Annotated in this window: 13 protein-coding genes and 1 pseudogene; 12 read left to right on the top strand and 2 right to left on the bottom strand. The window is 64.1% G+C overall.

Going from position 1 to position 13,766, the window contains the following annotated elements; genetic code table 11:
- Window positions 1–62: 62 nt before the first annotated feature.
- Window positions 63–1,199 carry an alpha-hydroxy acid oxidase gene (locus tag HAP47_RS33530; RefSeq protein WP_173640906.1) on the bottom strand — a complete coding sequence of 379 codons (1,137 nt, stop codon included), beginning with the start codon at window positions 1,197–1,199 and terminating at the stop codon, window positions 63–65.
- Window positions 1,200–1,322: 123 nt separating this feature from the next.
- Between HAP47_RS33530 and HAP47_RS33525 the strand changes: the two genes are divergently transcribed.
- The 11 genes and pseudogenes from HAP47_RS33525 to HAP47_RS33475 all read left to right on the top strand — a co-directional run bounded on the left by HAP47_RS33525 (window position 1,323) and on the right by HAP47_RS33475 (window position 11,701).
- Complete coding sequence (locus HAP47_RS33525; RefSeq protein ID WP_173640907.1) at window positions 1,323–1,496, top strand: hypothetical protein; 174 nt, start codon at window positions 1,323–1,325, stop codon at window positions 1,494–1,496.
- Between the two features lie 217 nt (window positions 1,497–1,713).
- Window positions 1,714–3,060 (top strand): phosphoglucosamine mutase, encoded by a 1,347-nt coding sequence (gene glmM, locus HAP47_RS33520; protein WP_092117402.1) that lies wholly within the window; start codon window positions 1,714–1,716, stop codon window positions 3,058–3,060.
- A 251-nt stretch (window positions 3,061–3,311) separates the two neighbouring features.
- Window positions 3,312–3,482 (top strand): annotated as a pseudogene (locus HAP47_RS33515) (MFS transporter); the annotation flags it as partial.
- Window positions 3,483–3,783: 301 nt separating this feature from the next.
- Window positions 3,784–4,635 (top strand): outer membrane protein, encoded by an 852-nt coding sequence (locus tag HAP47_RS33510; RefSeq protein ID WP_173640908.1) that lies wholly within the window; start codon window positions 3,784–3,786, stop codon window positions 4,633–4,635.
- A 181-nt stretch (window positions 4,636–4,816) separates the two neighbouring features.
- Entirely contained in the window at window positions 4,817–5,668 is an 852-nt protein-coding gene (locus tag HAP47_RS33505; protein WP_173640909.1) for an outer membrane protein, read from the top strand.
- Between the two features lie 71 nt (window positions 5,669–5,739).
- Complete coding sequence (locus tag HAP47_RS33500; protein ID WP_173640910.1) at window positions 5,740–6,330, top strand: glutathione S-transferase family protein; 591 nt, start codon at window positions 5,740–5,742, stop codon at window positions 6,328–6,330.
- Between the two features lie 18 nt (window positions 6,331–6,348).
- Window positions 6,349–6,819: a GNAT family N-acetyltransferase gene (locus HAP47_RS33495; protein WP_173640911.1), complete on the top strand. Its 471-nt coding sequence runs from the start codon at window positions 6,349–6,351 to the stop codon at window positions 6,817–6,819.
- Between the two features lie 168 nt (window positions 6,820–6,987).
- Window positions 6,988–7,200, top strand: a complete 213-nt coding sequence (locus HAP47_RS33490) for a hypothetical protein (RefSeq protein WP_173640912.1) — start codon at window positions 6,988–6,990, stop codon at window positions 7,198–7,200.
- A 78-nt stretch (window positions 7,201–7,278) separates the two neighbouring features.
- Window positions 7,279–8,451 (top strand): phosphoserine transaminase, encoded by a 1,173-nt coding sequence (locus HAP47_RS33485; protein ID WP_173640913.1) that lies wholly within the window; start codon window positions 7,279–7,281, stop codon window positions 8,449–8,451.
- 209 nt (window positions 8,452–8,660) lie between these two features.
- On the top strand, window positions 8,661–10,250 hold the full coding sequence (gene serA, locus HAP47_RS33480; protein WP_173640914.1) for a phosphoglycerate dehydrogenase: 1,590 nt from the start codon (window positions 8,661–8,663) through the stop codon (window positions 10,248–10,250).
- Window positions 10,251–10,528: 278 nt separating this feature from the next.
- Window positions 10,529–11,701 (top strand): thiolase family protein, encoded by a 1,173-nt coding sequence (locus tag HAP47_RS33475; RefSeq protein ID WP_173640915.1) that lies wholly within the window; start codon window positions 10,529–10,531, stop codon window positions 11,699–11,701.
- Window positions 11,702–11,773: 72 nt separating this feature from the next.
- On the opposite strand, the gene HAP47_RS33470 is transcribed toward HAP47_RS33475, so the two are convergent.
- Window positions 11,774–12,172: a MarR family winged helix-turn-helix transcriptional regulator gene (locus HAP47_RS33470; RefSeq protein WP_231168543.1), complete on the bottom strand. Its 399-nt coding sequence runs from the start codon at window positions 12,170–12,172 to the stop codon at window positions 11,774–11,776.
- Window positions 12,173–12,315: 143 nt separating this feature from the next.
- On the opposite strand from HAP47_RS33470, the gene HAP47_RS33465 reads away from it, so the two are divergent.
- Window positions 12,316–13,743, top strand: coding sequence for an MFS transporter (locus HAP47_RS33465; protein ID WP_173640916.1), 1,428 nt, complete (start codon window positions 12,316–12,318; stop codon window positions 13,741–13,743).
- The last annotated feature ends 23 nt before the right edge of the window (window positions 13,744–13,766 follow it).

Here is a 13,766-nt window from a genome sequence, read left to right as displayed (position 1 = left end):
GGTTATGGATCCCGGGTCGCGCTTCGCTTGCCCGGGACGACGAATAATGTGCGGCTAGCGCGCTAGACCGCGAGCACCTTGTCGTCGATCTCAGCGATGGTGTTGACGCCGCACAGCCCCATCGTGGTGGTGAGCTCCTTGCCCAGGATGTCGAGCGCCTTGGCGACGCCGGACTGGCCGCCGGCGCCGAGGCCGTAGGCGTAGGCGCGGCCGATCATGCAGGACTTCGCGCCGAGTGCGAGCGCGCGCATGATGTCCATGCCGGTGCGGATGCCGCCGTCGAACATGATCTCGAGCTTCGAGCCGACCTCGTCGACGATCTCCGGCAGCACCTCGATCGAGGACGGCGCGCCGTCGAGCTGGCGGCCGCCATGGTTGGACACCACGATCGCCTGCGCGCCGGTCTTGGCGGCGAGCTCGGCGTCCTCGACGTCGAGGATCCCTTTAAGGATCAGCTTGCCCGGCCAGATGCTGCGGATCCAGTCGATGTCCTTCCAGTTCAGCGAGGTGTCGAACTGCGAGGCGGTCCATTCCGACAGCTTGGTCAGGTCCTCGGTGCCTTTGACGTGACCGGCGATGTTGCCGAAGGTGCGGCGCTTGCCTTGCAGCACGCCGGACACCCAGGCCGGCTTGGTCGCGAAGTCAATCAGCTTCGACAGCGACCATTCCGGCGGCACCGTCATGCCGTTCTTGATGTCCTGGTGGCGCTGACCGATCACCTGCAGGTCGACGGTCAACACCAGCGCCGAGCATTTCGCCGCGATCGCACGCTCGATCAGCGACTTGATGAAGCCGCGGTCCTTCATGACGTAGAGCTGGAACCAGAACGGCTTGTCGACGGCGGCCGCGATGTCCTCGATCGAGCAGATCGACATCGTGCTCTGGGTGAACGGGATGCCGGCTGCTTGCGCCGCGCGGCAGGCGTAGATCTCGCCGTCGCCATGCTGCATGCCGAGCAGGCCGACCGGCGCCAGGATCAGCGGCATCGCGGAGGGCTCGCCGAGGATCGTGGTCGCCAGGCTGCGCTTGGACACATCGACCAGGATGCGCTGGCGGAACTTGATCTGCTGCAGGTCCTCGGAGTTGGCGCGCAGCGTGTCCTCGGTGTAGGAGCCGCGGTCCGCATAATCGAAAAACGCCTTCGGCACCCTGCGCTTGTGCAGCTGGCGCAGATCTTCGATGCAGGTAATGTGCTTCATGGACGTTCCCGGCCCTTCTTCTCGGTCGCAAGTTCGATGCAGACGTCTTGCGGGTGTTCGGTCTTGCCGTCATCTAGCATGGTTGGGTGGCCCGCCAAATCTGAAGACGGATAGGAGAGCACAATGACGCAATCAGGCTCCAAGCCGAAGCCAGACGACAATGCCGAAAAGCGCCGGCTCGACGAGGCCCTGGAAGAGGGCCTGGAGGAGACGTTTCCCGGTTCCGACCCCGTCAATGTCACGCAGCCGGCCCCCAGCAAGGGTGACCAGCACGTCAAGCGAGGCGGCAAGAGGTAGGGGACAGCACTCGTTCCCGGGGATTGCCTGAAGGGGCATAATGCTATATTTTTCAGCGCCTTAATGCCGAAAAACGCGGTTCGGTCGCGGTAATGATTCATCATATTTTTTGAAGTCATTTTAGCGCCTGGCAGTCTATAAGGCCGATGCACGCTACACTGGTAGGCGTTCAGGACTCTCTCGCCGGGTGGTTCGAGAGGTCCGTGTTGGGGGTATCATGAGCCGCAAATATTTCGGGACCGATGGAATTCGGGGCCGCGCCAATGGGCTGATCACGCCGGAGCTCGCGCTCAAGGTGGGGCAGGCCGCAGGGTTGGTGTTTCAGCGTGGCGACCATCGCCATCGCGTCGTGATCGGCAAGGACACGCGGCTGTCCGGCTACATGATCGAATACGCCATGGTCGCAGGCTTCACCTCGGTCGGTATGGACGTGCTGCTGGTCGGCCCGATGCCGACGCCGGCGATCGCGATGCTGACCAAGTCGATGCGCGCCGATCTCGGCGTCATGATCTCGGCGTCGCATAATCTCTTCGAGGACAACGGCATCAAGCTGTTCGGCCCGCAGGGCTTCAAGCTCTCCGACGATGTCGAGAAGCAGATCGAGCAGTTGCTCGACGAATCGCTCGACCGCCGCCTGGCGCAGAGCGCGAGCCTCGGCCGCGCCCGCCGCATCGACGGCGTCCACGACCGCTACATCGAATTCGCCAAGCGCACCCTGCCGCGCGACCTCTCGCTCGACGGCCTGCGCGTCGTGGTCGATTGCGCCAACGGCGCCGCCTACAAGGTGGTGCCGGAAGCGCTGTGGGAACTCGGCGCCGATGTGGTGCCGATCGGGGTCGAACCCGACGGCTTCAACATCAACAAGGAATGCGGCTCGACCTCGCCGGAAGCGCTGTCGCGGAAGGTGCGCGAGATGCGCGCCGACATCGGGATAGCGCTCGATGGCGACGCCGATCGCGTCATCCTGGTCGACGAGCGCGGCCACATCGTCGACGGCGACCAGCTGCTCGCGGTAATCGCGCAGAGCTGGAAGGAAGAGGGGCGTCTCGCCAAGCCCGGCATCGTCACGACCGTGATGTCCAATCTCGGACTGGAGCGCTTCCTGCAGGGCCACGGTATTTCGATGGTCCGCACGCCGGTCGGCGACCGCTACGTGCTCGAGCAGATGCTGAGCGGCGGCTACAATCTCGGCGGCGAGCCGTCCGGCCATATCATCATGTCGGACTATTCGACCACCGGCGACGGCTTCGTCGCCGCGTTGCAGGTGCTGGCCGTGGTGCAGAAGCTACGCCGCCCGGTGTCGGAGATCTGCCGGCGTTTTGATCCATTGCCACAAATCCTGAAGAACGTGCGCTATCGCAGCGGCAAGCCGCTCGACGACGCCGAGGTCAAGTCCGCGATCACCGACGGCGAGAAGCGCCTCAACGGCCATGGCCGCCTGTTGATCCGTCCCTCCGGCACCGAGCCGGTGATCCGCGTGATGGGCGAGGGTGACGATCGCATCCTGGTGGAAGAGGTCGTCGACAACATCGTCAGCGCACTCGGCCACGCCGCCGCGGCTTAGGGCGGCTGATTCCAATCTCGCATCTGCCGGTCCCGTCATCCCCGCGCAAAGGCTTCGCCTTTGTCGCTGGAGGAGCGCGCTCTTGCGCGCGTCTCGAAGGATGCACGGCCGGCCGGTGGCCGATTCATCCTTCGAGACGCGGCCAACCGGCCGCTCCTCAGGATGACGGGTCGTCGATGAGAACTCCACAGCGCATCGCTGCCATTAGCTAATGCAATTGGTTTGCCCTACCGCCGCGTCGTACGGCACGGGGCATTTTCGCTTCGGGCGTCGCCTTCGGCATCGGTGGTCTCGGCGCCGCGGTGCTTGGCAAGCTCGCGGACCACACCTCGATCGCCTTCGTCTATCAGCGGTGCGCATTCCTGCCGGTGATCGGCCTGCTCGCGGTGTTCCTGCCGAAGATGCCGAAGGCCGTTCGCTGAACGTCCGCGGCGTGGGCGCCGCCCTTCATTAAGCATTCGCTAACGCTCAGCGCTCGCGCGCGTTGCAAACCGCGCGCGTGCGTCAACGCTTTATTAGCACCTGTGGCGAGATCGCCATCATTCACCGCCGCACGCGCACTTCTATGGACCCATAAGCAACAGCCGCAGCAAAAGGTGAGAGAAAATCAACCTTAAAAATTAGGGTTAAGTGCCGCTTAAACATTTGCTGCCATCGTCCGCCCGTGAGTTTCAGACGTGGGGCCTTTCGTATCGCCTCACTTGGGCCAAAAGGACGAAGCCAATGCGTAGCGTAAAGACCCTGATCGCCGCCGGAGCGGCATCCCTGTTGTCCTCGGCGGCGTTCGCTGCCGACATGCCTATCATGCCGCCGCCCCCGATGGCGTATGCTCCTCCGCCGGTCCAGGATTTCGGCGGCTGGTATCTGCGCGGCGACATCGGCATGACCAACACCCAGGCCAAGCTGCACGCCAATGGCTACGACACGCTGCCGCCCGGCACCGCGTTCAGTCAGTTCGGCACCGGCTTCGACAGCGGCATGCTGTTCGGCGTCGGCGTCGGCTATCAGTTCAACAGCTGGTTCCGCGCCGACATCACTGGTGAGTATCGCTCGAAAGTGAGCTTCAACGGCACCGACTTCTTCACGTTCCCCGGACCGAGCTCGCTGGGCGACACCTATCATGGCGGTGTCCAGAGCTGGGTGGGCCTCGTGAACGTCTACGCCGATCTCGGCACCTGGGGTTGCTTGACCCCGTTCATCGGCGCCGGTGTCGGTGCCGCGACGATCAAGACCTCGGCCTTCTCCGACGTCGCCACGTTCCCGAGCGGGTCCGGCCTGACCAGCTCCTACGTTGCCGACGGCGCCACCAAGACCAACTTCGCCTGGGCGTTGCATGCCGGTGTCGCCTACAAGGTCACCAACAACTTCACGGTTGAACTGGCCTATCGCTACCTCGACATGGGCACCGCCGGCCACGGCCAGGGTCACTTCTTCGACGGCACGCCGGCCGGTCCCTCGACCTTCCAGTACCGCGACATGACCTCGCAAGACGTGAAGCTCGGCGTCCGCTTCGCCTTGCCTTGCTGCGACGTGCTGCCCCCTCCGCCGCCGCCCCCGCTGATCCGCAAGGGTTAATTTCGAGCCTTCTCGGTTAACGATTGAAACGGCGCGGGATCATCCCGCGCCGTTTTTTCTTTGTCGTGTCATGTCGCGACCTTCTGCAACTTGGGTGGTCGAAAGTCGTCGGCGACAACGTTTGGTTAAGGTTAACAGGCGATGATCAACGCGCATTCGGTGAGTGGGATGGAGCGTTGCAATGCGTAGGTTCTTGCTGGCGGCGATGATGTTCGGGGCGGTGACCGGCGCACAGGCGGCCGACATGCCTGATTTCCTTCGCGGCAGTCTTCCCGCTTCCAGCGCGCCAACCAGAAACTGGGACGGCTGGTATGCCGGCGGTCAGGTCGGCCAGACATGGATTAACACCGACTTCGGGGGCAGCGTTGCTTCCCTGACCAATTCCATCTTTCGCAACACCACGCTTCAGGATCCGACGTCGCAATTCAATCTGTTGGGTCGGGTCAATGCGCAAAGCTCGGGCTTCGGAGCATTTGTCGGGCGCAATTATCAATTTGACGACGTCGTGGTGGGTGTCGAGGCGAACTATACCTATTGGTCCGGCCTGACGACAACGACCTCCGGAAGTCTGGGTCCGATTCAAGTCGCTCAGCCAACCCTGGTCCTGCCGGCCGGCGCCACTGCCGCCGACGGCGTGACGTTGAATGGAAGCGCTTCGCTGAAGCTCAAGGATGAGATGACATTCCGCGGCCGCGCAGGTTGGGCAACCGGTGACTTTCTGCCCTACGCATTCGGCGGCCTCGCGGTCGGCCGAATGGACGTTTCGCGCACGGTCACAAGCTCCGTGAACCGAACGATCAACTTTGCTGACGGAAGTTCGACCACCTTTGCGCTTCCGCAGTTTGCCCAAACCGCGACGGATGCGAAAACGGACGCCTACGTTGCCGGCTGGACCGCTGGTCTCGGCCTGGAATACATGCTGTGGAATTGTGTTTTCGTGCGCGGCGAGTGGGAATACGTCAAGTTCATGCCGGTCAAGAACACGTCGGTCACGCAGAACAGCGTACGTGCCGCCATTGGCTACAAGTTCTGATGCGCGCTGCGTCGCTTGACACCGCGATTTGCGGCTGATCGGATGTTGCTCCGCAAGCGGAGCGACCTCAGATGAAAATCTACGGCGACGCCAATTCGGGCAATTGCCTGAAGGTGAAGTGGGTGTGCGACAAACTGGCGCTGCCTTACACATGGGTCGAGATCGACACCATGAAGGGCGGCAGCCGGACAGCGGAATTCCTCAAGCTGAACGGCTGGGGCCAGGTGCCGACGGTCGAGCTGGATGACGGCCGCACGCTCGCGCAATCCAATGCCATCATCCGTTACCTCGCGCGCGGCAGCGATCTGATCCCCGGCGATCCCTATCGCGCGGCGCAGATGGATGCCTGGATGTTCTGGGAGCAGAACAGCCATGAGCCCTATGTCGCCGTCTGCCGCTTTCAGACCGTGTATCTCGGCAAGGCGGTGTCGGAGATCGATCCGAACCTCATCAAGCGCGGCTATGTGGCGCTCGATCATCTGGAGCGGCATTTTGCCGGCGCGCAGTTCCTGGTCGGCGATGCGTTCTCGCTCGCCGACGTCTCGCTGCTTGCCTATACGCGCGTTGCGGAGGATGGCGGCCTCGCGCTCGCGCGCTATCCCATGACCCGCCGCTGGATCGCCGATGCCGAGCATGTGCTCGCTCTGCCGCCGGTCCGCTGATCTCGGGTAAGCCTCGCCATGCGTGAAGCTTCATCGATCACGATCCGCCGTGCTCGCCGCGAGGATGTCGCCGCCATCGTCGGCATGCTGGCGGACGATCCGCTCGGCAGTGCGCGCGAGCGGATCGAGGATCCGCTGCCGCAAAGCTATTACGACGCCTTCGCGCGGGTCGAGCGCGATCCCAACCTGCAGCTTGTCGTCGCCGTCGACGGGGAGGACGCCGTCGTCGGCTGCCTGCAGCTTGCGGTGCTGCCGGGTATCAGCTCGCAGGGCAGCTCGCGCGGCCTGCTCGAGGACGTCCGCGTCGCAACACACTGCCGCAGCCGCGGCATCGGCGAGCAGCTCGTGCAGTGGGCGGTCGCGGAGGCGCGCGCGCAAGGCTGCATGCTCGTCGAGCTGCTGACGCATCACACGCGCATCGATGCGCAGCGCTTCTATGAGCGGCTCGGATTCGCGCGCAGCCATGTCGGCATGACGCTCCGCTTTTGACGTGCGCTCACGAAGTTGTGCCGCACACACGGCAATGCTTGCGGTAGCCGCAGCTGCGCTATCCGGTTAACAGCCAATAAACTAAGCCGGTCTCCGTGAATTTACCGGTCGGAACGAGTCCGGTATGTCGGGCGTCTCCCACGGGGCGGCGGGCAACTGGGGATTTGGATGTCGGATTATTCGATCGTGCGGGTCGGCAACGAGTACATCGTGCAGGCCGGCGATAAGAGCATTTTGAAAATATCGAGCCGGCGCAGGGCAGTTAAGATCATGACTCTCGCGGCAGATTTGCTCGATCAGGAGTCGATGCAGCAGGTCGAGGACGCTCCATCAATCAGCCGTGATCTCCCGACTGTCCCGGAAAAGTCGGAACTTCCTTGACGTTTTGGTGCCCTTCCACTATTTCCGACGGCGGGAAACCTCTCCCCACCGAGAGGCAGCTATCTGGAAGGGTAGATTATGACTGCAGCGAAGCCCGCTTCGCGGCCCAATGTGCCGCATTTCTCCTCCGGCCCCTGCGCCAAGCGCCCCGGCTGGAACCCCAACAATCTCAAGGACGCCGCCCTCGGCCGCTCGCATCGTGCGAAGGTCGGCAAGGCCAAGCTCAAGCTCGCGATCGAACTGACGCGTGAAGTGCTCGAGGTGCCTGCGGACTACAAGATCGGCATCGTGCCGGCGTCGGACACCGGCGCGGTCGAGATGGCGCTGTGGTCGCTGCTCGGCGCGCGGCCCGTCACCACGCTCGCCTGGGAATCCTTCGGCGAGGGCTGGGTCAGCGACATCGTCAAGGAATTGAAGCTGAAGGACGTCACCAAGCTGAACGCGGCTTACGGTGAAATCCCCGATCTCGCCAAGGTCGATCCCGCGTCCGACGTCGTCTTCACCTGGAACGGCACTACTTCCGGCGTGCGCGTGCCGAACGCCGACTGGATCAGCGCAACCCGTGAAGGCCTCACGATTTGCGACGCGACCTCGGCCGCCTTCGCGCAGCCGCTCGATTTCGCCAAGCTCGACGTCGTCACCTTCTCCTGGCAGAAGGCGCTCGGCGGTGAAGCCGCGCACGGCATGCTGATCCTGTCGCCGCGCGCGGTGGAACGGCTCGAGACCTACAAGCCGGCCTGGCCGCTGCCGAAGATCTTCCGCCTCACCAAGGGCGGCAAGCTCAACCAGGGCATCTTCGAGGGCGAGACCATCAACACGCCGTCGATGCTCTGCGTCGAGGACTATCTCGATGCGCTGAACTGGGCGAAGTCGATCGGTGGCCTGAAGGCGCTGATCGCGCGCGCCGATGCCAACACCAAGGCGCTCGCCGACTGGAAGGCGCGGACGCCCTGGATCGACTTCCTCGCCAGGGATCCCGCGATCCGCTCCAATACCTCGGTGTGCCTGAAGTTCACCGATCCCGCGATCACCTCGCTTCCATCAGACGCTCAGGCCGACTTCTGCAAGAAGCTGGTCGCGCTGGTCGAGAAGGAGAACGCCGGGTTCGACTTCGCGTATTACCGCGATGCGCCGGCCGGCCTGCGGATCTGGTGCGGCGCCACTGTCGAGGCCAAGGATGTCGAGCTGCTGACGCAGTGGATCGACTGGGCCTTCGCCGAAACCAAGGCAGCGCTGCCCAAGGCGGCCTAAGCTTTCTCTTGTCACCTCTCCCCGTTCTTGCGGGGAGAGGTCGGATTGCGCAGCGATCCGGGTGAGGGGCCCTTCTCGGCTTGTTTCTCGCCCGTGGCTGCCCTCACCCCAACCCTCTTCCCGTAAGAACGGGGAGAGGGAGAAGTGATCAGAGACTTCACCACATTGGTCCAAGAGACCCGCCCGCTGCAGGGCAGAGGAACAGTCACATGACAAAACCCAGGGTTCTGATTTCCGACGCGCTGTCTCCCGCCGCCGTGCAGATCTTCAAGGATCGCGGCATCGAGGTCGACTTCCAGCCCAACCTCGGCAAGGACAAGGACAAGCTCGCCGAGATCATCGGCAACTATGATGGCCTTGCGATCCGCTCGGCCACCAAGGCGACCGCCAAGATCATCGAGAAGGCGACGAAGCTGAAGGTGATCGGCCGCGCCGGCATCGGGGTCGACAATGTCGAGATTCCGGCCGCCACCGCCAAGGGCATCATCGTGATGAACACGCCGTTCGGCAATTCGATCACGACCGCCGAGCATGCCATCACCTTGATGCTGGCGCTGGCGCGCGAGATCCCGCAGGCCGACGCCTCGACCCAGGCCGGCAAGTGGGAGAAGAACCGCTTCATGGGCGTCGAGATCACCGCCAAGACGCTCGGGGTGATCGGCTGCGGCAATATCGGCTCGATCGTCGCCGATCGCGCACTCGGCCTGCGCATGAAGGTGATCGCGTTCGATCCGTTCCTGTCGCCGGAGCGCGCCAAGGACATCGGCGTCGAGAAGGTCGAGCTCGACGACTTGCTCAAGCGCGCCGATTTCATCACGCTGCACACGCCGCTGACCGAGAAGACCCGCAACGTCATCGACGCGGCCGCGATCGCCAAGATGAAGAAGGGCGTGCGCATCATCAACTGCGCGCGCGGCGGCCTGGTCGACGAGCAGGCGCTGGTCGATGCGCTGAATTCAAAGCATGTCGCGGGCGCTGCCTTCGACGTGTTCGTCGAGGAGCCGGCGACGTCGAACGTGCTGTTCGGCCATCCCAACGTGATCTGCACCCCGCATCTCGGCGCCTCCACCACCGAGGCGCAGGAGAACGTCGCGCTGCAGGTCGCCGAGCAGATGTCGGACTATCTGCTGTCGGGCGCGATCTCGAACGCGGTCAACTTCCCCTCGATAACAGCGGAAGAGGCGCCGAAGCTGAAGCCGTTCATCGAGCTCGCCGAGAAGCTCGGCTCGTTCGCCGGCCAGCTCACCGAGAGCGGCATCCTCAAGACCACGATTACCTATGAAGGCCACGTCGCCGAGATGAAGATCAAGGCGATCACCTCGGCGGTGCTGTCGGGCCTGCTGCGGCCGATGCTGGGCGAGGTCAACGTGGTTTCGGCGCCTGTCGTTGCCAAGGAGCGCGGCATGGTGGTGGACGAGGTCGTCCGCGCCGCGCAGAGCGACTACGAAAGCCTGATCACGGTCACCGTCGCCACCGAGCGCCAGGAGCGTTCGGTGTCCGGCACCGTCTACGCTGACGGCAAGCCGCGCCTCGTCGACATCAAGGGCATCCGCGTCGACGCCGAGTTCGGCAAGTCGATGATCTACGTGACCAACGAGGACAAGCCGGGCTTCATCGGCGCGTTCGCGAGCCTGCTCGGCGATGCCAAGATCAACATCGCGACCTTCCATCTCGGCCGCGTCAAGCAGGGCGGCGACGCCATCGCGCTGGTCGAGGTCGACGGTGCGGTGCCAGCGGATCTGCTCGCCAAGGTGCAGTCGCTGCCGCAAGTGAAGCAGGCCAAGGCGCTGACGTTCTAACTGCTCTCTCCATCGTCATGGCCGGGCTTGACCCGGCCATGCCGTCTTACCGTCGCGTGGCGCAAAGACGTGGATGCCCGGGTCAAGCCCGGGCATGACGAGCGGCGATAGCGTTCGAGCACACCCAAATTCCGATCTGCGGAACATGACGCCGTCTCCGGCCCCGGAGGCGGCGTTTGCCGTTCCGGGGCGTCTGGTATTCCTGTTGCAGCGTCCAAAATATGTGTACGAAGGCGTCAAGACGCGCCACTATCCGGCGATCTCAGAGGGAGAAAACAATGCGTGAAGCCGTAATCGTTTCCTACGCGCGCACTGGCCTGGCGAAGTCCGGCCGTGGCGGATTCAACATCACCCCGCCGATGTCGCTGGCCGGGCACGCCATCAAGCACGCGGTCGAGCGCGCCGGCGTCGACAAGGACTATGTCGAGGATTGCTATCTCGGCAATTGCGCGCATGGCGCGCCGAACATCGGCCGCCAGGCGGCGCTGCTCGCCGGCCTGCCGAAGTCGACCGCGGGTGTCTCGGTGAACCGGTTCTGCTCGTCGGGCCTGCAGACCATCGCGATGGCTGCGAACTCGATCCGTTCCGACGGCTCCGATTGCATCGTCGCCGGCGGCGTCGAGAGCATCTCGATTCCCGGCGGCGGCTCGCCGAAGGAATCGATCGATCCGGACCTGCTCAAGACCGCGCCCGCCATCTTCATGGCGATGATCGACACCGCCGACATCGTCGCCGAGCGCTACAAGGTCAGCCGTGAATACCAGGACGAGTATTCGCTGGAGTCGCAGCGCCGCATGGCGGCCGCGCAGCAGGCCAACAAGTTCAAGGACGAAATCGTCCCCATGAAGACCAAGATGAAGGTGGTCGACAAGGCGACCAAGGCCGAGTCGATCGTCGATTACGTCGTCGACCGCGACGAGTGCAACCGCCCCGAGACCACGCTGGAAGGCCTTGCCAAGCTCGAGCCGGTCAAGGGTCCGGGCAAGTTCGTCACCGCCGGTAATGCCAGCCAGCTGTCCGACGGCGCCGCAGCGGTGGTGCTGATGGAAGCCAAGGATGCCGAGAAGCGCGGCCTCAACCCGATGGGGCGCTTCGTCGCCTGGGCCTCGGCCGGCTGCGAGCCCGACGAGATGGGCATCGGTCCGGTGTTCGCCGTGCCGAAGCTCTTGAAGCGCCACGGCCTGAAGATCGACGACATCGATCTCTGGGAGCTCAACGAGGCCTTCGCCAGCCAGTGCCTCTATTCGCGTGACCAGCTCGGCATCGATCCCGAGAAGTACAACGTCAACGGCGGCTCGATCGCGATCGGCCATCCCTTCGGCATGACCGGCGCCCGGCTCACCGGCCACCTGCTGCAGGAAGGCCGCCGCCGCAAGGCGAAGTGGGGCGTCGTGACCATGTGCATCGGCGGTGGTCAGGGCGGCGCAGGCCTGTTCGAGATTTACAGCTAAGCGCGATCGATCCTGATCGTGTCAGAACGAGTGGCCCGGCAGCAACGCCGGGCCACTTCCGTTTGAAGCCGGTTATGTTGCCGGCAAATCCGCCGCGCGTTCGCCGAACTCGAGCGTGGAAATCAGTTCGAGCGTCTGCCTCAGATCCGCCGCCTGTTTCGTGCCAAAGGCGGTCTCGAAGCGCTCCTGCGCCTCACGCCAGGCGGCCTGCGACTCGTCAAGCCGGGCTTCGCCGCGTTTGGTCAGCCGAACCAGGCGGCTGCGCCGGTCATTCTTGTCGACGGTGATGGTCAAAAGGCCGTCGCGCTCCAGCGGCTTGAGGTTGTGGTTGAGCGCGGTGCGGTCGAGCACCAGCGCAGCGGCCAGCTCGCCAATCGTCGGCGCGCCCGAACGTCTGATGTGGACCAGAATGGCGCGTTGCGTGCCGCGCAGGCCGGATGTCGCCAGGACCTGATCGTAGAGCTGCGACACGCGCCGCGTCGCCTTGCGCAACGCCGTGAGATTGCACCGGCTGGGTTCCGTTTTCACCATCGCTGCCTCCAAACTAGGCTTGACAGATACATGCATATGCACCTAATGGCAATAGATGCATATGCACATAATTGGAGGATGTGATGCCGGAGATCGAGGCGGAGACGATCGGGCTGGCTATCGGAACTGACGCGCGGCCGCGGTCCCGCGTAGCAACGTCGCGCCAGGTGCTCGCGATCGTATCGGTGGGCATCTGCCTCGCAAACCTCGACCTGTTCATCGTCAATGTCGGGTTGCCGAACATCGCGCAGGAATTCCGCGGCGCCTCGCTCGAGGATTTGTCCTGGATCCTCAATGGCTACGCGATCGTCTATGCGGCGCTGCTGGTGTTTTTCGGCCGGCTCGCCGAACGCCACAGCCGCAATCTGAGCTTCCTGCTCGGCGTTGCGCTGTTCACGGCCGCGTCGGCGGCCTGTGCGCTCGCGCCCAACGTCGAATTGCTGGTCGTCGCCCGCATCGCGCAAGCCGCCGGCGCGGCATTGATGACCCCGACCTCGATCGGCCTGCTGCTGGCGTCGTTCCCGCCCGAGCAGCGTCCCGGCGCGGTGCGGACCTGGACGGCGATCGGCGGCCTTGCCGCCGCGCTCGGGCCACTGGCGGGCGGCGTGCTCGTCACCTTCGACTGGCGCTGGATCTTCATCGTCAATGTCCCGATCGGCATCGTCGCACTGATCATCGGATGGTTGAAACTGCCGGAAGTGCCCGGCCATGACGTGCCGCGTCCGAGTTCATGGGCGGCGCTACTGGTCACCTGCGGCATCGGTGCGCTCACCCTTGCGATCGTGAAGGCCAATGACTGGGGATGGGGTTCGCGCGGCGTCGTGCTTGGCTTTGCCATCGCAGCCGTCTCGCTCGCTGCCTTTACGTGGCACTGCCTCAACTCGAAGAATCCCTTCGTCGATCCTGCGTTGTTCAAGGTGCGGCCGTTCACCGGGGCGACGTTGGTGATGGCGCCATACTCGGCGGCCTTCGGCGCGATGCTGCTGTCGGTGGCGTTGTGGGAGCAAACGGTGTGGGGCTGGTCGGCGCTGAAGACCGGCCTTGCGATCGCGCCCGGTCCGCTGCTTGTCCCGTTCACCTCGCTGTTGTTTGCCCGCCGCCTGATCGCGCGATTTGGCGCCGCGGCCGTCGTGTCCGCCGGGATCGCGTCGTTCGCGGGCGGTCTTGCGATCTGGGCAACGTTGCTTGGGGTTGACCCCGACATGCCTGCCTTTGTGGTCGGAATGATGTTCACTGGCATCGGCGTCGGGCTGACCTTTCCGACCCTGATGGGCGTCGGCGCCGGTTCGCTGCCGCCGTCGTCGTTCGCAACCGGCTCCGGTGTCATCAACATGATCCGGCAGGCCGCGCTTGCGATCGGCGTCGCGATCTTTATCGCGATCCTGGCAACGCCGGCCTCAATGACTGAGCGGATCGCGGCGTTTCAGCGCGGCTGGTGGATCATGATCGCCATCACCATTGCCGGCTTCGTGCCGAATTACCTGTTGATCCGGCGCAGGGCGGATCGCTGACGCCCGAAAGACATCGCCACGCC

The organism is Bradyrhizobium sp. 41S5 (genome assembly GCF_011516665.3).
Taxonomy (GTDB): Bacteria; Pseudomonadota; Alphaproteobacteria; order Rhizobiales; family Xanthobacteraceae; genus Bradyrhizobium; species Bradyrhizobium quebecense.
Note: the sequence above shows the minus strand (reverse complement) of the source record. Positions and strands in the feature narration are given on the sequence as shown.